15 protein-coding genes and 4 pseudogenes are annotated in these 19949 nt (G+C 72.3%); 6 read left to right on the plus strand and 13 right to left on the minus strand.

What is annotated here, in order from left to right:
* The first annotated feature begins 2 nt into the window (after positions 1–2).
* Entirely contained in the window at positions 3–1445 is a 1443-nt protein-coding gene (locus ACZ4O3_RS01020; protein WP_467720716.1) for an amino acid permease, read from the plus strand.
* On the opposite strand, the gene ACZ4O3_RS01025 is transcribed toward ACZ4O3_RS01020, so the two are convergent.
* The 6 genes and pseudogenes from ACZ4O3_RS01025 to ACZ4O3_RS01050 form a co-directional block, all read right to left on the minus strand.
* The gene (locus tag ACZ4O3_RS01025) at positions 1405–1854 is read right to left on the minus strand and encodes an ATP-binding protein (RefSeq protein WP_362725817.1); all 450 of its coding nucleotides are present in this window, start codon (positions 1852–1854) and stop codon (positions 1405–1407) included. The genes ACZ4O3_RS01020 and ACZ4O3_RS01025 overlap by 41 nt on opposite strands.
* A gap of 248 nt (positions 1855–2102) precedes the next feature.
* Positions 2103–2692, minus strand: a pseudogene (locus ACZ4O3_RS01030) (hypothetical protein); the annotation flags it as partial.
* Between the two features lie 4 nt (positions 2693–2696).
* Positions 2697–2837 (minus strand): annotated as a pseudogene (locus ACZ4O3_RS01035) (sulfate adenylyltransferase subunit CysD); the annotation flags it as partial.
* Positions 2834–3151: pseudogene (locus ACZ4O3_RS01040) on the minus strand (adenylyl-sulfate kinase). The pseudogenes ACZ4O3_RS01040 and ACZ4O3_RS01035, both read right to left, overlap by 4 nt.
* Before the next feature lie 143 nt (positions 3152–3294).
* Positions 3295–4107 (minus strand): PaaX family transcriptional regulator, encoded by an 813-nt coding sequence (locus tag ACZ4O3_RS01045; protein ID WP_384996947.1) that lies wholly within the window; start codon positions 4105–4107, stop codon positions 3295–3297.
* Positions 4108–4235: 128 nt separating this feature from the next.
* Positions 4236–4430 carry a DUF5999 family protein gene (locus ACZ4O3_RS01050; RefSeq protein WP_362731175.1) on the minus strand — a complete coding sequence of 65 codons (195 nt, stop codon included), beginning with the start codon at positions 4428–4430 and terminating at the stop codon, positions 4236–4238.
* A 275-nt stretch (positions 4431–4705) separates the two neighbouring features.
* On the opposite strand from ACZ4O3_RS01050, the gene ACZ4O3_RS01055 reads away from it, so the two are divergent.
* On the plus strand, positions 4706–5143 hold the full coding sequence (locus tag ACZ4O3_RS01055; RefSeq protein ID WP_362731173.1) for a DUF6299 family protein: 438 nt from the start codon (positions 4706–4708) through the stop codon (positions 5141–5143).
* A 57-nt stretch (positions 5144–5200) separates the two neighbouring features.
* Here ACZ4O3_RS01055 and ACZ4O3_RS01060 read toward each other — a convergent pair whose 3' ends face one another.
* On the minus strand, positions 5201–6055 hold the full coding sequence (locus ACZ4O3_RS01060) for an alpha/beta fold hydrolase (RefSeq protein ID WP_467720717.1): 855 nt from the start codon (positions 6053–6055) through the stop codon (positions 5201–5203).
* A gap of 129 nt (positions 6056–6184) precedes the next feature.
* Between ACZ4O3_RS01060 and ACZ4O3_RS01065 the strand changes: the two genes are divergently transcribed.
* On the plus strand, positions 6185–8167 hold the full coding sequence (locus ACZ4O3_RS01065) for an AfsR/SARP family transcriptional regulator (protein WP_467720997.1): 1983 nt from the start codon (positions 6185–6187) through the stop codon (positions 8165–8167).
* A gap of 4 nt (positions 8168–8171) precedes the next feature.
* Here ACZ4O3_RS01065 and ACZ4O3_RS01070 read toward each other — a convergent pair whose 3' ends face one another.
* The 5 genes from ACZ4O3_RS01070 to ACZ4O3_RS01090 all read right to left on the minus strand — a co-directional run bounded on the left by ACZ4O3_RS01070 (position 8172) and on the right by ACZ4O3_RS01090 (position 15633).
* Complete coding sequence (locus ACZ4O3_RS01070) at positions 8172–9428, minus strand: carbohydrate ABC transporter substrate-binding protein (protein ID WP_467720718.1); 1257 nt, start codon at positions 9426–9428, stop codon at positions 8172–8174.
* Positions 9425–10453 carry a hypothetical protein gene (locus tag ACZ4O3_RS01075; protein ID WP_467720719.1) on the minus strand — a complete coding sequence of 343 codons (1029 nt, stop codon included), beginning with the start codon at positions 10451–10453 and terminating at the stop codon, positions 9425–9427. The genes ACZ4O3_RS01070 and ACZ4O3_RS01075 overlap by 4 nt, the downstream gene beginning before the upstream one ends.
* The gene (locus ACZ4O3_RS01080; RefSeq protein WP_467720720.1) at positions 10450–11850 is read right to left on the minus strand and encodes a vWA domain-containing protein; all 1401 of its coding nucleotides are present in this window, start codon (positions 11848–11850) and stop codon (positions 10450–10452) included. Before ACZ4O3_RS01080 ends, ACZ4O3_RS01075 begins: the two co-directional genes overlap by 4 nt.
* 91 nt (positions 11851–11941) lie before the next feature.
* Positions 11942–14314 carry a tetratricopeptide repeat protein gene (locus tag ACZ4O3_RS01085; RefSeq protein ID WP_467720721.1) on the minus strand — a complete coding sequence of 791 codons (2373 nt, stop codon included), beginning with the start codon at positions 14312–14314 and terminating at the stop codon, positions 11942–11944.
* Entirely contained in the window at positions 14314–15633 is a 1320-nt protein-coding gene (locus ACZ4O3_RS01090) for a S1 family peptidase (protein WP_467720722.1), read from the minus strand. The genes ACZ4O3_RS01085 and ACZ4O3_RS01090 overlap by 1 nt, the downstream gene beginning before the upstream one ends.
* Before the next feature lie 91 nt (positions 15634–15724).
* Here ACZ4O3_RS01090 and ACZ4O3_RS01095 point away from each other — a divergent pair, with 91 nt between their 5' ends.
* On the plus strand, positions 15725–16018 hold the full coding sequence (locus ACZ4O3_RS01095; RefSeq protein WP_362713583.1) for a trypco2 family protein: 294 nt from the start codon (positions 15725–15727) through the stop codon (positions 16016–16018).
* Positions 16019–16061: 43 nt separating this feature from the next.
* Here the strand turns inward: ACZ4O3_RS01095 and ACZ4O3_RS01100 are convergent.
* Positions 16062–16395, minus strand: a pseudogene (locus tag ACZ4O3_RS01100) (transposase); the annotation flags it as partial.
* A gap of 651 nt (positions 16396–17046) precedes the next feature.
* On the opposite strand from ACZ4O3_RS01100, the gene ACZ4O3_RS01105 reads away from it, so the two are divergent.
* Positions 17047–17676 (plus strand): CGNR zinc finger domain-containing protein, encoded by a 630-nt coding sequence (locus ACZ4O3_RS01105; protein ID WP_467720723.1) that lies wholly within the window; start codon positions 17047–17049, stop codon positions 17674–17676.
* Positions 17677–18168: 492 nt separating this feature from the next.
* The gene (locus ACZ4O3_RS01110) at positions 18169–19014 is read left to right on the plus strand and encodes an MBL fold metallo-hydrolase (protein ID WP_467720724.1); all 846 of its coding nucleotides are present in this window, start codon (positions 18169–18171) and stop codon (positions 19012–19014) included.
* Positions 19015–19949: the final 935 nt, after the last annotated feature.

A 19949-nucleotide genomic window follows, 5' to 3' on the forward strand; every position in this document is an offset into this window, starting at 1 on the left:
GCATGCCCCGCATCAAATCCCCCCACCTGCTGGTGGCCGAATCCGGCGCCGACCGCGCGGGCCACGGCCTCCGCCGCACCATGGGCCTCTTCCAGCTGCTCTGCTTCGGCATCGGCGCGATCGTCGGCACCGGCATCTTCGTCGGGCTCTCCGACTCGGTCGCCCAGGCCGGCCCGGCCGTCGTGGTCTCCTTCGTCCTGGCCGCGATCACCTGCGTCTTCACGGCCCTCTCCTTCGCCGAGCTGGGAGGCGCGATCCCGGTCTCCGGATCGTCGTACTCCTTCGCCTACGCCGGTCTCGGCGAGTCCACGGCCTTCCTGGTCGGCTGGTGCCTGCTGCTGGAGTACGGCATCTCCATCTCGGCCGTCGCGGTCGGCTGGAGCCAGTACGTCAACGAACTGCTGCACAGCCTCACCGGCCTCCAGCTCCCGCACGCCCTGTCCGCGGGCCCCGGCGACGGCGGGATCGTGAACCTCCCCGCGGTGGTCGTCATCGCGATGGCCGCCGTACTGCTGGTGCGCGGGGTCCGGGAGAGCGCCCGGGCGACCGCCGCGATGGCGGCCGTCAAGCTCGTCATCCTGATCATCTTCTGCGTGATCGGCTTCAGCGCCTTCAAGGACGGCAACCTCGTGCCGTTCTCCCCGGCGGGGCTCGGCGGCATCGGCGCCGGCACCACGGCCGCGTTCTTCTCCTACATCGGCTTCGACGCGATCACCACGGCCGGCGAGGAGGCCAAGAACCCGCGCCGGGACGTCCCGGTCGCGATCCTCGTCTGCATGGGCGTGGTCACGCTGCTCTACTGCGCGGTCGCGCTGGCCGCGACCGGCGCCATCGGCGGCGACCAGGTGGCCGGACGCCCCGCGGCCCTCTCCTACGTCGTCAACCAGGTCACCGGGTCCACGGTCGGCGGCGGCGTGATCGCCTTCGGCGCGGTCGTCGCCATCGCGTCCGTCGTCCTCGCGGTGATGTACGGCCAGACCCGCATCCTCATGTCCATGTCCCGGGACGGGCTGATCCCGCGCGTCTTCGAGAAGGTCTCCCCGAAGACCGCCACCCCGGTCGCGGGGACCCTGACCGTCGCGCTCGTCTTCGCGCTGCCGGCGGCCTTCGCCTCGCTGGACGCTGTGATGAACCTGTGCACCATCGGCACCCTCGCCATCATGGCCGTGGTGAACATCGTGGTGATCGCCCTGCGCCGCCGCGAACCGGGCCTCGCCCGCACCTTCCGGGTGCCGCTCTACCCGGTCGTGCCGCTGCTGGGCGTCGGTTTCTGCCTGTACCTGATGTACGAGACCGGGTGGACGACCTGGATCCAGTTCGCCGTCTTCCTGGCGGTGGGTCTGCTGGTCTACGTCGGCTACGGGCGCCGGAACTCCACGCTGGCCCGGCCGGAAAGCGGTGCGGTCACGCCGGACGCCACTGACGCGGTACTACAGGAAGCCTGAACCACACCGCCTTGCCGGACTCGGTGGGGCGGTGCCCGCAGGAGGCGCTGAGGGCGCGGATCAGCAGCAGACCGCGCCCGCCCTCCTCCATGGGGTCGGGCTCCTCGATCACCGGACGGGTGAGGTGGCCGGGCGGCGCCGGGTCCGGGTCGTGCACCTCGACCTTGCAGCCGCCCGGCATCAGCTCGACGACCAGCTCTATCGGCCCCCTGCCGGCGGTGTGCTCGACGGCGTTGGCGACCAGTTCCGCGGTGAGCAGCTCGGCGGTGTCGGGATCCGCCGCGTGGTCGGCCTCCTCCATCGCCGAGCGCACCAGGGCACGGGCGACCGGCACGGCCGCGACGGTGTGCGGCAGCGCGATGCGCCAGGAGGCGGCGGAAGGTGGTTCGTACACGGCGATTCCGTTCATGGCGCAGGCGATCACTGCTTGTCCTGCTTTCAACTGTAGGAATGGTACGGGTCCCGTCCCGAAGCCCTTCGGCGGGCCCCGGGCGGGACCTTCGTCCCGTCAACGGGCTGCTTACCCACCCCGGCAGGCCGTCCTGCACGAGCGGCCGGGCTGTTACCGCCTTATTGACGCGCTGTGACCTTGTGACCGGACACGCAGGCGCAGGAGCCCCCGGCGACTGCGGGGGGCTCCTGCGCGAGCGGCGGAAATCAGGCGAAGTCGACCACCCCCGCGGTCAGTGTCGCGCCGCCCGCCGGATCGATCAGGATGAACGCGCCGGTGCGCCGGTGCGCCGCGAGACCGCGTAGGCGTCCAGCGCCACCGGCTCGGCGCCGCGCAGGGTGATCCGGCCCAGGTCGTTGGCGGTGAGCTCGGCCGCGCCCGCCAGGTCCCGGACGATCGCCTTGACGGTCCGCGTGGTGTGCCTGAGCAGCACGCCGGTCGCCGACCCGGAGCGGCCGGTCGGCCAGATGGCACGCGGCCGCCGTGACGTCCCGGGTGAGCACGGGCGCCCCCGGCCCGGCCGTGATCATGTCGCCTCGGGACACGTCCCGCTGGTCGGTCAGCCGTACCCCGATGGACTGCGGGGCCGCGTAGTGCCGGACGTCACCGTGCCGGATGACGTACCCGGGAAGCGGGCCGGTGCGTCGGCCGCGTCCGCGGCGACCGGGACGCTCCCCGGGAACTCCGGCAGGGCCGGGCCGTCGTGCCGGTCCACGGCCGTGGACCGGTGGACGACGTTGTCGCCGACCAGCGCGGAGACCGGGATCGCGGTGACCTCCCAAAGCCCCGGCTCGGCGGTCTGCCAGGTGCAGCATGACGATGGAGTCCTTGCCGCCGGAGAACAGGATCACCCACCGCTCGAACTCACCCGCCACCTCGCGGAAGATGTGGACCGCCTCGGACTCCAGCGCGTGCAGGTGGGAGAGGGCGAAGCCGCTCATGCCAGCCCCCGCTCCACCAGCAGCGCGTGCACCGCGTCGGCCGACTCCTGCGGGTCTGGTCCTGGGTGCGCAGCACCAGCGCCGGGTCGGTGGGCGGCTCGTACGGGTCGTCGACACCGGTCAGCCCGGTCCGCCGGCCCGCGGCCTGCCGGGCGTAGATGCCCTTCACGTCGCGCTCGCCGCACACCTCGACCGGGGTGGTCCTCCCGGGAGAAGCCGAGGCCGGCCGAGAGGAAACGGCGTATCTCGTCGCCGTCGAGGACCTCCACGCGGTGTCCCTGGGCCCTGAGCCGATCCCCCGGGAGCCGGGCGATCGTCCTCTTGGTAAGAAGTCTGACAGGAGTGGTCGAGGAAGCTGAGGTTCGGCTGAGTGACTCGCGGTCCGCAAGAGGTCACGGAGTCCTGTAATGAACTTTTCGCAGGCGACCGCCCGTTCACGGTTCGCCCCCCCGTTCACTCACAGACCGACGAAGGCACCGCCCGCGTCCCGCAGCCGTTCGTGCAGCGCCCGGAAGACGGCGGCCGAACGGGTGCCCGGCCAGTCGGCGGGCAGCAGGCTCGTCGGCAGCCCGGGGTCGGTGTACGGCAGATGGCGCCAGGAGTCCAGGGCGAGGAGATAGTCGCGGTAGGCGTCCTCGGGCGGGGTGTCCGGCCGGTGCTCCCAGCCGCGCAGCACCGGTTCGTGGTCGTCGAGGAACCGCTCGTGCTGCTTGGCGATCGCGGTCAGGTCCCACCAGCGGGCGACCGCCTCGGTGGTGGGCGCGAACCCGAGGTGGTCGCCGCGGAAGAAGTCCACGTACGGATCGAGGCCGAGCCGGCGCAGGGTGTGCCGGGTCTCCTCGAACAGCCGGGCCGGGGCGATCCACACCCCGGGGGCGGCCGTGCCGAAGCCGAGTCCGGCGAGGCGGGAGCGCAGCACGTGCCGCTTCTGCCGTTCCGACTCGGGCACCGAGAACACCGCGAGCACCCAGCCCGCGCCCTCGGGTGCCGGCGCCGCGTACACACGGCGGTCGCCGTCGTCCAGCAACTGGCGGGCTTCGGCCGGGAGTTCGTAAGCGGCGGCGCCCTGCGCGGTACGCGTCGGCGCCAGCAGGCCGCGCCGTTTCAGCCGGGACACCGACGACCGTACGGAGGGCGCGTCCACGCCGACCGCGGCCAGCAGCCGGATCAGCTCGGCGACGGGCACCGGGCCGGGCAGGAAGCGACCGTACGCGCCGTAGAGCGTGACGATGAGGGACCTCGGGGCGTGTTGCTCGGACACGTTGATCATTTTAGGTCCCCGGCATCGCTGCTGGTCACCTCGACTGCACGCCTGAATGTGAGTCAGGATTGCGGGGGAGGGGACCGACGGGTGTCCGCGGGGCCGCCGGGGTTCGGTTCGCGCCCTCCCGCGGCGGGTCAGGCGGCGACGGCGAGCCGTCCTGCCGGGCCGCGGTGCGGCTCGGTCACGCTGCCGTCGGGGCGCAGCTCGCCCGTGTCGTCGAAGACGATCGCCCCGTCGCACAGCAGCGTCCAGCCCTGCTCGGGGTGGGCGGCGACGATGTGCGAGAGGCCGCGGTCGGCCGTCGCGCTCGGGAGCTGGTGGGAACACATGGCGCACCTCCACGGGTCTGCCTCCGGCACGGTCGCCGACCGGCATGACCAGACCATGCTCCCGTCGTGAACGCCGCGGAACCACCTGCCGCGACCTGTGACAACACACGGACAACTCCCGGACGCTCCCACGACGGTCGCCGCGCGTCCGCGACGCGGCCGGCGGCTCCGGCCCGGCGGGGACGCGCCACCGAAGGGGTGATGGTCACGCTTCCCGGGCGGGGCGCCCGGTATCCAGGGCATGCCTCACACCACCACCACCTGGGAGGGATGTCATGCCCCTACGCCCTGTCCTCGCCGCCGCGGCCCTCGGTTCCGCCGCCCTGCTCTGCGCCGCCGTGGTACCCGCGACCGCCGCCCCCGGGGCTCCCTCGGAGTCCGTGACCGTCTACTCGAACGGCCGTCTCACCGACGACGGCACGGTCACCCTCTCCGGCACCTACACCTGCACCGATGCCATCGGCCCGGTGTTCGTCAGCTCGTCGGTCAGCCAGGAGTCACCGAATCACCGCCACGGCGTCGGCGGCACACGGGCCGTGTGCGACGGCGTCGAGCACCACTGGGCGAACACCGGCGTGGTGACCTCGGAGAAGCTGAAGCCGGGCGCGGCCGATGTCGAGGCCACGATCATGGAGCTGCGCCCCCAGGGCGGCCTGCCGCTGCCGTTCTTCCACGCCGAGCGGCGGCAGGACGTCACCCTCGACAAGGCCTGAGGCGCGATCCAGGACGGCCCGGCACCTCGCCGGTGCCGGGCCGGACCGTCGTACGGATCAGCGGGCCAGCAGCTCGCGCAGTGCGGAGACGACCTGCTCCGGTGCCTCCTCCGCCATGAAGTGCCCGCAGTCCACCGTGTGGTGCTCGAGGTCCGGTGCCCAGGCCCGCCACAGTGCGGCCGCGTCGTAGCCCAGAGCGGCGCCCCAGTCCTGCTGGAGCACGGTCACCGGCATACCCAGCTCGGTCCCGGCGGCACGGTCGGCCAGGTCGTGCTCGGTGTCGATGCCGGCCGAGGCCCGGTAGTCGGCCACGATCGAGGGGACCGCCGCCCGGCAGGCCGCGAGGTAGTCGGCGCGGACGCCGGCGGGGATCGCCGAGGGGTCGCGGGTCCACAGGTCGAGGAAGTGCCCGAAGAAGAGGTCCGGGGCGGCACCGATCAGCTGCTCGGGCAGGCCCGGGGGTTGCGCCATCAGATAGAGGTGGAAGGCGACGGCGGCGGTGCTGCCGTGCAGCACCTCCCACATGTCCAGGGTCGGCAGTACGTCGAGAAGGGCCAGGTGCGTGACGGTGTCCGGGTGGTCCAGGCCGGCCCGGAAGGCGACCAGCGCGCCCCGGTCGTGCCCGGCCAGCGCGAACCTCTCGTGGCCGAGGGCGCGGGCGAGCGCCACGACGTCGGCGGCCATGGTCCGCTTCGCGTACGACAGCCCGTCCGCGTCGGCCGGCTTGTCGCTGGCGCCGTAGCCGCGCAGGTCGGGACAGAGCACGGTGTGAGCGGAGGCGAGGTCGGCCGCCACCCGCCGCCACATCAGGTGGGTCTGCGGGAAGCCGTGCAGCAGGACGACCGGACTGCCGGTACCGCCGACCGACGCGTGCAGGGACACGCCGTCGGCGACGGGGACACGGTGCGCCACCGAGACTCCCGCCCGCGAATCAGCAGTGGATCAGTAGGCGATGCCGGGGTGGGACGCGATGGAGCGCGGGCCGGGGCCGCCGGGTGTCCGGGGCGGTGTGGGGTGGGATCTACCGTGGGGTTGGTGAGGATGGATCAGGTCGGCTTCGGGGTGCTCGGGCCCGTGGTGGCCGAGCACGCCGGTGTCCCGCTCGCGCTGAAGGGCCCCCGGCACCGCGCGCTGCTGGCCCGGCTGATCGTGGCGCGCGGAAGGGTCGTGCCGGTGGCCCGTCTGGTCGCCGACCTCTGGGACGAGCCGCCGCCCACCGCCCTCGGCACCGTCCGCACCTTCGTCGGCGACCTGTGCCGTGCCCTCGAACCGGACCGCCCGTTCCGCGCCCCGGCCCGGCTCCTCGTCACGGAGGGACCCGGTTACGCCCTGCGTGCGCGGGCGGAGACGGTGGACGCCTGGCGGTTCGAGACGGCCGTCGAAAGCGCCCTACAGCAGCAGCCCGTGCGGGCCGCGCGGGGGCTCCATGAGGCACTGGAGCTGTGGCGGGGACCGGCCTACGCCGAGTTCGCCGACGAGGACTGGTGCGGGGCCGAGCGGGCCCGGCTGGCCGAGCTGCGGCTGCGGGCGGTGGAGCAGCGCGCCGAGGCGCTGCTCGCCGGCGGCCGGGCGGCCGAGGCGGTGCCCGACCTGGACGCCCACCTCACCGGGCACCCCTGGCGCGAGGAGGGCTGGCGGCTGCTGGCGCTCGCCCTCTACCGGACCGGCCGCCAGGGCGACGCCCTCGCGGTGCTGCGCCGGGCCCGCGCGACCCTCGCCGACCAGCTGGGGCTCGACCCCGGGCCCGCGCTGCGCCGACTGGAGGCCGGCATCCTCGCGCAGGACCCCGCCCTGGACGCGGAGCGAGAGGCCGCGGCGGCCCGGGTGTGGTCCCGGGCGGCCGCGGCGTACGACCGTACCGTCGCCGCGGGCGCCCGGGCCCGGCTCGAATCGACCGTGGGCCTGCTGCGCACTCTCGCGGTGACCGGCTCCGGCGGACTGGCCGCGGCCCGCGAACACCGCCTCGCGGCGATCACCGCGGCCGAGGAGTCCGGCGACCCGGAACTGACCGCGCGGGTCATCGGCGCCTACGACGTCCCGGCGATCTGGCCCCGCTCCGACGACCCGGCGGCCGCCCGCCAGGTGGCCGACGCCGCCGAACGCGCGCTGGCCCGGCTGTCCTCGGCCCCGGCCCAGGACGCCGCCCGCTGCCGGCTCCTCGCCACGATCGCCCTGGAGTCACGCGGCACCCGGTCGGCCCGTGCCGCGCGGGCCGCCACCGACGCGGAACAGCTGGCCCGCGGCCTCGACGATCCGGCGCTGCTCGCCTTCGCCCTCAACGGCGTCTTCATGCAGTCCTGCCCCCGGACCGGCCTCGCTCCGCGCCGCGACGCCCTCGGCACCGAACTGATCGCCCTGGGCGCCCGGCACGGCCTGGTCACCCACGAGGTGCTCGGCCATCTGATCCGGGTGCAGGCCCGCGCGGGCCTCGCCGACCTCACCACCGCCGACGTGCACGCCGAAGCGGCCGACCGGCTGGCCGACCGCCACGAACTCCCGCTGGTCCGCGTGTTCACGGACGGATACCGGGCGCTGCGGCTGGCCGCGACCGGACACCCGGGCCGCGCCGAAGCCGCCTACCGCGAGGTCGACCGGCTGCTGGACGGCCCGGGCATGCCCGGAGTGCGCGCCGGACTGCTCCCCCTCGCACTCCTGTGTCTCCGGATCGCCGGGCGGCCGTACGGCATCCGTGCGGCCCTCGAACCGGCCGCCGGCTGGGGGCCCTACCTCCCGTGGATCCGCCCGGCTCTCGCCCTCGCCGCCGACGGAGCGGGGGCGGCCCGCGACGCGCTGCGTGAGCTGCCCGAGCCGCCGGCGGACCTCGTGCAGGAGGCGCTGTGGTGTGTCGTGGCGGCGACCGCCCTGGCGGCCGGCGACCGCCCGGCCCTGCGTCGCTGCCACCAACGGCTGCGCCCGGCCGCCGGGCAACTCGCGGGCGCGGGAAGCGGGTTGCTGACGGCCGGCCCGGTCGACGACTGGCTGACCGCGATCGGGGAGGGGTTGCGCCGGGCGGCCGGCCCGTGACCCCTCACCGCGGACTGCACACCGTCCGTGGCGCCGCTCTGCCGGGCGCGCCCTGCGCGTCCTGCACCCGCTGAAGGTCCCGCAGCAGACCCGCGATGCCGGGGTCCTGACCGGCGGCGACCCGGGCGATGGTCTGCAGGACGGCCTCGTAGAAGGCGTCCCGCACGGCGGGCGCCATGACGTCCGAGGCGTCCAGGCAGCGCGGGCCCTCCCGGAGCCGGGAGGCGATCTCGTGTTCGACCTTGTGGTTCTGCGGAGTCACCTGCCGGTTCGCCGAGAAGAAGTCCGCCGACGCGGCCCACTCCTGCTGGCCGTCCCTGGAAGCCAGCCGTCGGACCAGCTCACGGGCCTGGGGACGGTCGCTGAACAGTGCCGCGAAGTCCCCGGTGACCTCATGGGCCCGCACCTGGCCGCCGCCGGGCAGCAGCGGAGCGGAGTCCGTCAGGTCCGCGTGCGGCGCCTCGGTCTTGTAGAAGGAGCGGGCGAACGACCCCTGATGCTCCAGACCGCAGCCGCCCCAGCCGTCGAACAGCAGCCCGTCGCTCTCCGGGGTGCCCCGGTGGTCGGTGAGCAGGGCGTGCCGGGCCCTGGTCCGGTCCTGCCCGAGCAGCCCGGCCCAGGCCTGCCAGGCGGAGCGCACGGCGGTGCTCCGCCACCACGGGGTGTCGCCGGTGCCGAGCGCCCACCGCTCGTAGGCAGCCGGGCCCGCCCGTTGCAGCACGAGGTCCTCGATCCAGTCCGTGCCGGGCCAGCCGGAGGCGCCGTCGTCCCCCATGCCGATGCACCAACTCCGCAGCGGAGCGGGCGAGTCGGCGGGCGTCCTGCCCTGCCGGAACCAGACGATGCTCTTCAGGTCCGCCTTGACCGGGACCCAGTACACGGACGTGGAGGCGGTGCCGGTGGCGTTCCACGGCGCGCCGTACTGCTCCGGGTCGTACAGCCCGTTCAGCGGCTTGAGACGGTTCTGCCCGGCGTACTCGGCGAGTTCACCGATACCCGGCATGATCACGATGTCCGGGGGCTCTCCCGACTGCACCTTGGAGAGCAGCACCTCGCGCTGGGCGGCGGTGCCCTGATAGCGGAAGGGGATCCCGAAGTCCCGCAGCACGGTCTCGAACTGTTCCGCCTGCTCCCCGGTCCAGGTCCCCAGGATGGTCACCGGCTCCCCGTCGTCGTGCCGTGCCCAGGCCGCCACCAGGCCGCCGGCGGCGATCAGCAGCAGGACCACGAGTACGACCAGCACCTTGAACCGCCGGGTCATCGCCGCCTCCAGTAGTCGCTGTCCAGCCGGAGCCCGAGGCCCAGCGCGGGCAGGACGACGACCAGCAGGCCGCCGACCACGGTGCCCCGGTACATCCGGTCCGTCCAGCCGCCGTCGGTGAGTTCCTGCCGGACCTCCTCCGACTTCTGTGCGACGCTCTGCTGCGCCGCGGCCAGCCCCGGGCCGGTGTGCCGGGACCGGGACACCTCGGTGATCCGTCCGAGGTCGCCGAGCGCCCTGTCCAGGCGGCCCTCGGTCGACGCCGTCGTCAGCAGCGGGAACACCGCGAGCAGCACGGTCAGGACGAACGCGGCGAGCAGATAGGGGTTCCAGTCGCGGCCGCACCGGTCGCGCAGTACGAACACCGCCGACAGCAGGGTCGACGCCATGACGGCCAGGGCGAGTTCGGCGAGCCACCAGCCGGCCCGCTGCCACCGTCCCATGGTGGCCGTGGTCTCCGCGTGCCGCATCTGGACCCGCTGCAGCGCGTCGAGGCGGGGCGCGAGACCGACCGTGCTGCGGGTGAGCAGCGAGTCCGCCTCGTCGAGTTTCTGTTCCCGCATCAGCGGCTGGTCGCGGTACATGGACGTACCCAGGCCGAGCGAGTTGCCGTAGGTGGCGAGCAGGCCGTTGACCGTGCCGAGGTCCTGGTCCGTGCGGTCGGCGATCCGGGACAGGCCCTGGTCGGCGGCGGACAGCTGGGACCGGTAGGTCTCGCCGGAGCCCGGCACGTCGACCAGGTGCGCCGTCACCAGGGCGTGCGCCTCCTGGTCGGCCCGCAGCGCCGCCAGCCGGGTGGCGGCCAGCCCCTGCACGGCCGGCGCCTCACGGGCGGCCAGGGCCGCGGCGCCGCGCTGGGTCTGCCGGTAGGAGAAGAACAAGGAGGTCGAGGCCACGGCCGCGCACAGGAAGAGCACCAGCAGATGCGTCTCCAGCAGCCGTCGGGTCCGCCGGCCGCTCAGTCGCCCGCGCCAGAACGCGGCGGGGGAGTACCGCCGTGAGAAGGCTGTCCACACGGTCGTCACAGCAGCTTCTCCCCGCAGACGATGCAGTAGCGGGCCTCACCGCCGGCCCGGCTCCGGCAGCTGCCGCAGCGCGGGCCCGGCGGTGCGGCGGCGACGTCGGCCACCGGTGCGCCCGGGTGGGAGCCGGCCCGCAGGATCATCGGGCCGAGGGTGCCGGTGTCCACGGTGCGCAGCCGGATCCGTCCCTCGGCCGCGTCCTCGATGTCGGCGACCGTACGGATCTCGTCCAGCACCCAGTCCGTGCCGAACCGGGCCGCCAGCTGGGCCGCCTGCGCCAGGCACTCGCGGGCGGTGTCGGGCCGGTGTCCCTGGAGCGCGGTGAGCCCCTCGCGCAACGCGCCGCGCATCCGGGCGGTGGCGTTGAGACTGCGCACACTGCCACCGCCCGTCGGACCCGGCGGCGCCGACTGCCGGGGATGGTGCCAGCGGGCGACCACCGGCGCGTGGACGCCGTCGACCGAGACCATGGCGAACTGCAGCTCGGTCTCCAGCGGGTCGTCCGCGGCGTTCGCGACCAGGGTGAGCAGGTAGTCGCGGCTGCCCTGCTCCCACTGGTGCGTGGGGAAGCTCCAGCAGTGCGGCCGGTCGGGCTCGGGCAGCCCCACCAGCCGGTGCGGCCGCGGCGCCTTCTCGCTGAGCGAGACCTGGCGCACCGAGGGCCGCAGGGTCACCTCGATCGCCAGCTGGGACGGGCCCACCCGGCGCAGTCGCGCGATGGCGTCGGTGATCGCCCGGCCGAGGCCCTCGTCCACGAACTGGGCCGTACCGTGGAGCCGTTCGGCGATGGCCAGCAGCGGATCGGGATTCCAGTCGGCGCCCACCGCGAACACATCGCAGGTGAACCTCCCGGCGCAGGCGTCGAGTTCCTCCTCCAGGCGGGTCTCGCCGCCGGCGCTGCTGCCGTCGGTGATCAGCACCAGGTGCGGTACGGACAGCGGCCGGTCGGCGAGCAGCGCCCGCGCCTCGGCGGCCCAGGGCGCGTATCCGGCGGGACGCGGACCGTCCCGGTGCAGCGGCAGCGAGCCCATCGCGAACGCGGCCCGGCGCCGCTGGTCCTGGTCGGCGACGGCCCACCTGTCGGCACCCCGCGGATAACACAGGACCGGCTCGGGTCCGCTGCCGAGCACGGCGAAGGAGATCCGGTCGGGCAGGGCGCGCAGCGCGGCCGGCAGGGCATGGCGCACGGCCGCCCGACCGGGCTCGGCCACGTCCACGGCGATGATCACCGCGAGTTCGACCGCGGGCAGGTCGGTGGGGGCGCGGTCGGCGGTGACGTCGACCCGCAGATGGGCCTCGATCTTCGCACTGCGGTGCGGGCGCCGGTCAGCGTCGAGATCGACGTGGAGCCGGACACCGGGCCGCGGGGGCCGGGTACGGCCGCTCATGTCCTCCGTCACCGTGCCTTCCCTTCGTTGCCGGGGACGTCACCCGTGCGGTGCCCTGCGACCGCGTCGCGCCGGGTGGTCCGGTCGTGCGGTTGCGTGCGGATCAGATCCGGGTCTGCGGTCGTACCGCGTGCACGAGGTCCACGAGGTGTTCGTGGGCGGCGGCCGACTCCCGGTGCCGGGCGGCCAGTTGCCGGTAGAGGGACTCCAGCCGCCTGCGCTGCTCGCGCTCGGGCGGGGTGAGACGTCTGAGCCGGCGGGCGTCGAGCCGGCCGGCCCCCGTGCCCGGGGCGCCGGTCCGGTCGCTCTGGTGGTGCAGCGCGTCCAGCTTCCATTCGTGCAGCTCGGTCCGCAGCCGCAGCGCCTCGTCCTCGGACAGGCTCGGTTCGCCCGCGCCCGGTCCCCGGCCCACCAGACCGGGCAGTTCGGCCAGCGCCGAGTCGACCTCGGCGGGCGCGGGCAGCGGAGCGAAGTGCTTCGGTGACGGACCGGCGGCACCGGGCAGCCGGGCCGCGCGGATCCGCAGGGAGGCGATCCGGGCGACGGTGTGGTCCAGGGTGCCGGGCCCCACCCGGGCAAGGACGTCGAGGGCCGCTCGCCGGTCGCCCGCGCGCAGCGCCAGCCTGGCCAGCCCCAGCGCGGCACCGCCGTGCGCGGGGTTGCGGGCGAACACCGCTTCGTACAGCTCCCTGGCGGTGGGCCCGTTGCCGCGGTCGCCGAGCCGCTCCCCGCAGTAGGCGAGGGCCAGCTTGGGGGCGTACTCGCCGGGCAGTTCGAGGTGGACCCGCAGGAAGTGGGTCTGGGCGTCGGTGACCTGGTGGGGCGTGTCGTGGAGACCGGCGTGCCGCAGCGCCAGCAGCGCGCGGTGCCACTCCAGCCGCCACCTGCGCACCGCGGACGGTCCGGGAATGGAGTCGGCGGTGTCCAGCTCCGCCTGGGCCAGCTCCAGGTCGTCCCGGGTGTTGCGGCTCAGCAGGACACGCACGTTGTGCAGGCAGATCTCCACCGAGGCCGGTTTCTCGTCCTCCTGGTCGAGGAGCAGCCCGGGGTCGTAGCCGCTGCTGACCTCGAACCGCGCGGTCTGCGGGTCGCCCGGATAGCGCCGCGGCACCGGCAGACACCCGGCGATCTCGGTGGGCGTGGGGGTCCCGAGGTCCAGTGCGGGGGCCACCGGCGGCGCGTACCGGTCGCGGCGGGGCCGCTGCAGCCAGTGCCCGATGCCCGGCACCGTGCCGAGCCGGGCGCCGAGCAGCTGCGGGGACGGACGGAAGTAGTCGGACGGCTCGGGCGGGTCGCTCTTGCCGCGCAGCGCCCGGATCTCCCGTAGCGCGCCCCGCAGCTGGCCGGCCATCTCGCGGGCGTCGGCGAAGCGCCGGCCGGGGTCGGTCCGCACGGCGCGCTCGACGACCTGCCAGAACGAGCCGGTGCCCAGACCGGGCACCTCGTCGACGGCCCAGTGGGCGAGTTCGCGCAGGGTGACGCCGACGGTGTGCAGGTCGTGGGCGACGGTGGGCAGGCCCGTGAACGCGGTCTCGGGGGCCATGTAGTCGGTGGTGACGTGGGCGGGCGGCCGGCTCTGGCCCTCCTCGCGCATTCCGCCGAGGTCGATGACCTTGACGCCGGCCCCGTGGTGCACGACGTTCGAGGGCTTCATGTCCCCGTACACGAAGACCCGTTCACCGCCGGCGTGCAGATGCACCAGCGCTTCGAGGATCTGGCAGCCGTACGCCGCCACGTGCTCGATGTCGAGCACCGACTCGCCCCGCCGGGTCTCCTCGACGACCTTCTCCAGGGTGCCGTCCCCGACGTCGTCCATGACGATGTAGCCGCCGGTGATCTCCCCGGTGCCGTCGCCGCGGGCGACGAAGTCGCGGATCTGGACGATCCGGGGGTGGCGCATGGCGACCAGGTTGCGGCGCTCGACGTCGGCGAGCCGGGCGCCGTCGTGCTCGTAGCGGTTGAGCAGTCCCTTGACGGCGACGACGTCCCCGAGATGGGTGTCCTCGGCGAGGTAGACCCAGCCCTGGCCGCCGTGATCGATGGCCCCCATGATCCGGTACTGGTCGCGCAGCAACTCGCCTTCGGTGAGCTCGGGTTCGTACGAGTACCGCTCGCCGCAGGCCGGGCAGTACCCGGAGAGGGGCACCGGGCCCTCGGTGTAGGGCGGGGCGAAGGTGATCCCGCAGTCGGCGGCCGAGCAGCCCATGCGCACGCGCAGCGGCGTCGCGGCACGGACCAGGCGGGCCTCGACGGCGCGCGGCGCGCGGTCGGGGAGCCTGAGGAGGTCGCGGGGGCCGAGGTCCCGCGGGTCCTCGGGCAGGGCGGGCAGGAAGGGGCCCTGTACCGCGCGGCCGCACCGGTCGCACCAGCCGGTGGGCAGGACGGAGCCCTGGCAGGGGGATCCGTCGAAGTTCCGGTGCGGGCAGCCGGTCACCCGCCGCTCGCCCTCGCCCTGGTCCGTGCGGCGCTCGCGCATCACCTGCCTCCCTGGCGGTCCAGGTCGGCGCGCAGGGTTCTGAGCAGCGCGCGCAGCGCCGGCAGCTGGCGCTGCGGGTCCGGTAACGCGCTGGTCCGGCGGAGCTCGGCCCGGCGCAGGTCGGCCGTCTCGGTGACGGAGCCCAGGGAGGCGCTGTCGACGACGTCGCGGCGGATCGCGTTGCCGAACTCGGCGAGTTCCAGCCGGCCGAGGAGGGCGTCCGCGTGCCTGAGGAGTGCGGGCCGCAGCAGGTCGTCGCGGGCGGCGTTCCAGCCGGTGCCGCCCTCGTGCCGGAAGACGAGCAGCAGCCGGAATCCCAGCGCCCCCAGCCGCGCGAGCAGTTCGAGCAGCGGGCCGGGCTGCGGATCCTCGTCGAGGCCGTCGACCACGACCGTCGCGGGCCGGGCGGGCGCGGGGGTCGCGCCCGCCGGGCGCCGGGCGGTGCCGAGCAGCCAGTCCCAGTACGCGAGGTACTCGCCGACCGGGAAGGAGATCCGGCCCAGCGCGTGGTCGGCGAGGTGCGGTCTGCTGTCACCGCCGCGATGGACGACGTCGGCACGGTGCAGCAGATGGCGCAGCGAACGGTCCTTGCCGCTGCCCGGGGGCACCACGGTGATCTTCACCGGGTCCTCGTCCGGATCGTCCCACCAGCGCTCCAGCCGCTCCCCGAAGGCGTGGTCCCAGGCGTCCGGGCTGGTCAACTCCTTCACGACGGGCGAGAGTCCGGCGATGCGGTCGACCGGGACCAGATAGGAGAAGGCGAGCCGGTTGCTCTCGGGCAGCAGCTCGCCCAGATCCCCGCGCCAGCTGACGACGAGGCCGACCACCCGCACCGGACAGCCCTCCCGGGGCCGTGTGCACACGGCGGCACCGCTGAACCCGGCGCGCACCACCTCCGCCTTGGTGACGGCGTCGAGCTGCACCCGCTCGCCGCTGGCGCCGCCGATCCGGCCCCACAGGCTCATGCCGTCGTCGAAGCCCTCCGCGTACCCGGTCGCGTACACCTCCGTACCCGCCCGGAGCGCGGGTTCCAACGGCGCGGGGCGTGCCCGCGGGCGCGGACTGTCGAGCCGTAACACGGCGACGTCCTCGCCATGTTCGCCCTCCGGGAGCCAGCCGCCCGCCATGACCCGGGCGGCCACCGGTTCCAGGGCGCTGTTCTCCGCGAACTCCAGCCACATCACGGCGTCCGGACGCCGCACCACGTGTGCGCAGGTCAACGCCGTGTGCTGGTCGACGAGTACACCGGCCCCGCAGACGGGGCCGTGCGCGTCCTCGCGCCGCAGCCTGAGTCTCCAGTCCGCACGCAGTTCCCCCATGCTGCCTCACCCTACGCGCGGGGCATCGCCCGTCCCTAGACTCATGACCAGGTTGGATCGGTCAAACAACGGAAACCGGCGGTGTGTTGTCATGGGGGATCGGGAACCGATCGGTCTCGCGGAGGCCATCGGCACGGTGCGTGCGGAGCTGGCCAGGGCTCAGGCGGAGGGCGCCGAGAGCGACTGGCGGTTCAGCGTCGAGCAGGTGAGTCTGGAGTTCTCGGTGCAGTTCCACCGGGCCGGCGAGGGCGGTGCGGGGCTGCGCCTGGGGGTCGTCGAGGCCCGGCTGGGCGGCTCGGTCAGTCATGACTCCACGCACCGCGTCCAGGTCGACCTCAAGCCGCTGCCGCGCCCCGACGGCCGCCACCACGAGGTGAGCCGGTAACCGCGGTCCCCCGGAGCGCCCGTCAGGGGACCACGTCCGGGGGCAGGGCGTGCATCCCGGAACCCGGCCTGCCCCGGTCCACGGGGCTCGGACCTGTGTGTTCGCCCCTTTTTCAGCCCTGACACGGGCGGTGTCCAGGACGACGCGGGTGACGTCGACGAGACCGGCGTCGTCGAGCCGTGCAGCACTGCCTCGTACAGGCGACCCCAGACACCGGCACTCGACCAGGTCAGGAACCGGCGGTGCGCGGTCGACTTCGATATTCCGGAGAAGGACGGCAGTTGGCGCCATGCGCAGCCACCGACCAGGATGCAGACGATGGCCGCGAACAGCGTCTCATCAGGCGTGTCCTGCGTTCCGCCGCCCTGCGGCCGCACCACGTTGGACACGGTCTCAGTCACTGGGCGACTCGGCCCGCTTCAAGGGGGATGGCCTTGCACACGCGGCTTGCCGCCGCAGCCGTCAGCGCCGTTCTCGTCGGCCTGGCCAAGGCCCTCGGCCGCTGACCAGCGGACCAGCTCACCAGGAACGCGCGGAGTTTTGGCAGACGGACAAAGGGATCGGTGGCGCGCCCCTGGGAGCACCAGTGCGGGGAAGGGCCCTCGCACCGGGCCGGCAACGAGGCGTCGTCATGGCGCGGCCCGCACCGGTCCCGTTACCCAGCACCCCGGGCCGGTGCCGAATCCGCACGGCTGGGGGATGAGGGCACCATCTGCACGTACCGGTTGACCGACACTAGCTACAGCCTTACAGTAGTGTCACGAGGAGGAGGAAAGGAGCGTTTCGACGGCTCATACGCGCACTGACGTTGCATTCCGGGCGCAGGGGGATGTGCCCCTGCGTGGTTGGCTGTATCAGCCCGAGGGGGTTGATTCGGTTCTGGACTCGCTCCCGCTCCCCCGAACCAACACGGCCAAGCCATTGCTCGCCCTAGCGACCGCTACCGAATATGCGGCTCAGTGCGAACGGCTGTCGGAGTACGGAATGATGTTGACCTTGGGGTCAACCCAAGTCGAGGGAGGTCTCGCATGGTGCAGTGGATCGCTACAGAGCGAATTTCCGGACTGGTTCCGGCTCCAGGAGGACTGGCCTTTGTCCAGGACCTCTTGAACTCCTCTTCTGACGGCCTGGAAGGTTCCAGACACACTCACGATGATCTTCTGTCCGACATCGTATCCGCGCGGAACTGGCTGAATTCGGCGGGAAGGGCACTGGCCGAGTCCTCGGGACTCGATTTCTCACTGCCCTCGTTGCCTGAGGAAGACCTCCCGGCCCTCAAGGAACTGCGAAGCGAGCTCCGTCTACTCGTTTCCGGGCAAGCAGACGCAGACGCTGATCGATCCGCTCCTCCGTCCCGACTTCGCTCGGCCGCGGTGACAGTAGCGACGACCTCGGGCCCTACGTTCGTCACCCTGCCGAGCGGATACGGCTGGCACTGGGTAGCTTCTGCGGTTCTTGCGGAATCCTTCAACGCACAGAAGGAGGGTACGTGGCGACGGCTAAAAGCTTGCCGAAATCCCGTATGCGTAGCCGTGTTCTATGACCGGACACGGAACAACATTGGGGTCTGGCACAGCCTCCGGTCATGTGGCAACCCGGCCAACCTACGCGCCTCGCGGGCCCGCAAGCGGGCGTCCGCGGAAGATCGAGCCATCTGAATTTCTAGGCTTCCGAGCAAATAAAATCGGCATATCCGGCATCCACTGCATCAGCCTCCAAGGCGCGTACACGCCCAGCTCATTCGGCGACGGCACCACGTCAACCCAACCGTGTGGACATACGGATCGCCGGTCACGCCCCTGACGTCGGCGCAGTGGCATGAAGATCCACCGTACGTATCGCATGTTCTGCGTGTCCTCATCACCGCTCGGCCACCCCGGCCTAATGGCCCGAGGACGATTCCAAGCGCCTTCACCTCAGCGCCAGGATGACTGACGATCCGGATGCGGGCCAGGTCCAGGACTATTCCACTTGTGGCACCGCGCTTTTACCCCTCGCGCGTCTTATCAATCACTGATCCATCTGGCAGGCCTGTCGAGTGCGTCACTTTTCCGTTGTTTCGATTCTGGCAGCGTTATTTTCTCGCATAGCCGTTGCGCCGCAGTAAGTCATCACCAAAACCATCGATCACTCATCAAAAAGAGGTAGTCATGTCCACGAACAGCGCTCTCGCGTACGAGGTTTTCACCGCCGACCCGATCCCGCTGAACGTTCCTGAACTCGTCCCCAACGGCGACCGGCGGATGTTCTCGCCCCTGTCCGTCACGCTCATCCACGGCGAGCGCGACGCCGTACTGGTCGACCCGCCCATGACCACCGTTCAGGGCGAGGCGGTCGCTCAGTGGGTTGAGACCAGCGGCAAGAACCTGACCCACATCTTCGTGACCCACGGTCACGGTGACCACTGGTTCGCCGCCAACCTCCTGGCCGAGCGGTTCGGCGCCCAGGTCGTTGCGACGGAGGGCACGATCAAACAGATGCACCACAACGTGGCGATCCGTGCGGGCTTCTGGGACAAGCTCCTCCCCGGCCAGATCCCCGACTCTCCCGTCACGGCTGTCACCGTGCCCGACAACCGCTTCACGCTCGAAGGCCGTGAGATGGTGATCGTCGAGGTCGGCCACACTGACACCGACGACACCTCCGTCCTGCACGTCCCCGACCTGGATCTCGTGGTCGCCGGCGACGTGATCTACAACGGCGTGCACCAGTTCCTGGTGGAAGCCAAGAACGGCGGCCTGGATGCATGGCGTCGCGCCATCGACACCGTCGAAGCCCTCCAGCCCCGCTGGATTGTCACCGGTCACAAGAACAAGGCACTCGACGACGACGCGACCCGCGCCATCAACGAGACCCGGCAGTATCTCAACGCCGCTGATGAGCTGCTCCCCCAGCACGACAGCGCTCTCGGCTTCTTCAACGCCATGCTGGAACTGTTCCCCGAGCGCCTTAACCCCGGTGCCCTCTGGAACGGGGCGGTCGCCCTCTACTCCTGAGCTCCTGGTCGCGGACAGCGGCCACGGGAGTGCCATGACGTCCCGGCTTTGAGGCCGTCTCATCCCGGATCCACCGGCTTGATGTATGTGAACAGCTTCTCCGGAACCGAGGAAGCGCCTTGTGGCCAGCGATGATGGGAGTTCTTCCCGCTTCCAGGACAGCAAGGCACTTCCGGACCCGGATGCGAGCTCCACGGTGCGCCGGACGGGTGCCAGAGTCATCGATTAATGCAGGTCAGAACGCTGTGCATGCGTCGCGTCCTTTGTAGTTCCTTGGGTCAGTGATCATTGACCGTTCAAAGGGGAACCTTATGCTCCGCTGGCTTCGGACATGATCCATCGTCGGATGAAGTCCATAAAAGCGTGGGAGCACAGATGTTTCAGTCAAAACGACCGGGCTGTGCGGACTCGTGGACGGCAAGGGCCCGCGCGGTGCAGCCATGGCCGCAATCCGCAAGATCCACCTGCTCGCCGCACTGGAGCACGCCACCGGCCTGGTCCTGGCCCAGCTGGTCGTCGCGGGAAAACCGACGAGATCACCTGCTTCCAGCCCCTGCTGGAAGACGTCTCCGACCTGGCCGGGGCCATGTCACCAGCGACGCGATGCGCACCCGGCGAGAGCACGCCGACTACCTCCTCACCCAGGGCGCCCACTGCATTGTGATCGTCAAGGGCAACCGGAAGAAGCTGCGCCACCGACTCAAGTCCCTTCCTTGGAAAACATCCCACTGCAGGGACGCACCCCGAGGCGTCGGCCAGGGCCGCTCAGGAATCCCCCGGATCAAGGCCGCCACCGTGAACAGCCTCCTCTTCCCCGGATCCCGCCAGGCCGTCCAGATCAAGTGCCGACGCACCGACCACGACACCGGCAGGACCACCGTCAAGACCGGCTGTGCCGTCGCCAGCTTCCTGGCCGCCGACCAGGCCATCGCGCC

This window comes from Streptomyces sp. NPDC026515 (genome assembly GCF_055567595.1).

Excerpts from the sequence above, each read along its gene's own strand:
- ACZ4O3_RS01020 (WP_467720716.1), top strand. The coding sequence starts at position 3 with ATGCCCCGCATCAAATCCCCCCACCTGCTGGTGGCCGAATCCGGCGCC.
- ACZ4O3_RS01025 (WP_362725817.1), bottom strand. The coding sequence starts at position 1,854 with ATGAACGGAATCGCCGTGTACGAACCACCTTCCGCCGCCTCCTGGCGC.
- ACZ4O3_RS01045 (WP_384996947.1), bottom strand. The coding sequence starts at position 4,107 with ATGATCAACGTGTCCGAGCAACACGCCCCGAGGTCCCTCATCGTCACG.
- ACZ4O3_RS01050 (WP_362731175.1), bottom strand. The coding sequence starts at position 4,430 with ATGTGTTCCCACCAGCTCCCGAGCGCGACGGCCGACCGCGGCCTCTCG.
- ACZ4O3_RS01055 (WP_362731173.1), top strand. The coding sequence starts at position 4,706 with ATGCCCCTACGCCCTGTCCTCGCCGCCGCGGCCCTCGGTTCCGCCGCC.
- ACZ4O3_RS01065 (WP_467720997.1), top strand. The coding sequence starts at position 6,185 with ATGGATCAGGTCGGCTTCGGGGTGCTCGGGCCCGTGGTGGCCGAGCAC.
- ACZ4O3_RS01070 (WP_467720718.1), bottom strand. The coding sequence starts at position 9,428 with ATGACCCGGCGGTTCAAGGTGCTGGTCGTACTCGTGGTCCTGCTGCTG.
- ACZ4O3_RS01085 (WP_467720721.1), bottom strand. The coding sequence starts at position 14,314 with ATGCGCGAGCGCCGCACGGACCAGGGCGAGGGCGAGCGGCGGGTGACC.
- ACZ4O3_RS01090 (WP_467720722.1), bottom strand. The coding sequence starts at position 15,633 with ATGGGGGAACTGCGTGCGGACTGGAGACTCAGGCTGCGGCGCGAGGAC.
- ACZ4O3_RS01095 (WP_362713583.1), top strand. The coding sequence starts at position 15,725 with ATGGGGGATCGGGAACCGATCGGTCTCGCGGAGGCCATCGGCACGGTG.
- ACZ4O3_RS01105 (WP_467720723.1), top strand. The coding sequence starts at position 17,047 with ATGGTGCAGTGGATCGCTACAGAGCGAATTTCCGGACTGGTTCCGGCT.
- ACZ4O3_RS01110 (WP_467720724.1), top strand. The coding sequence starts at position 18,169 with ATGTCCACGAACAGCGCTCTCGCGTACGAGGTTTTCACCGCCGACCCG.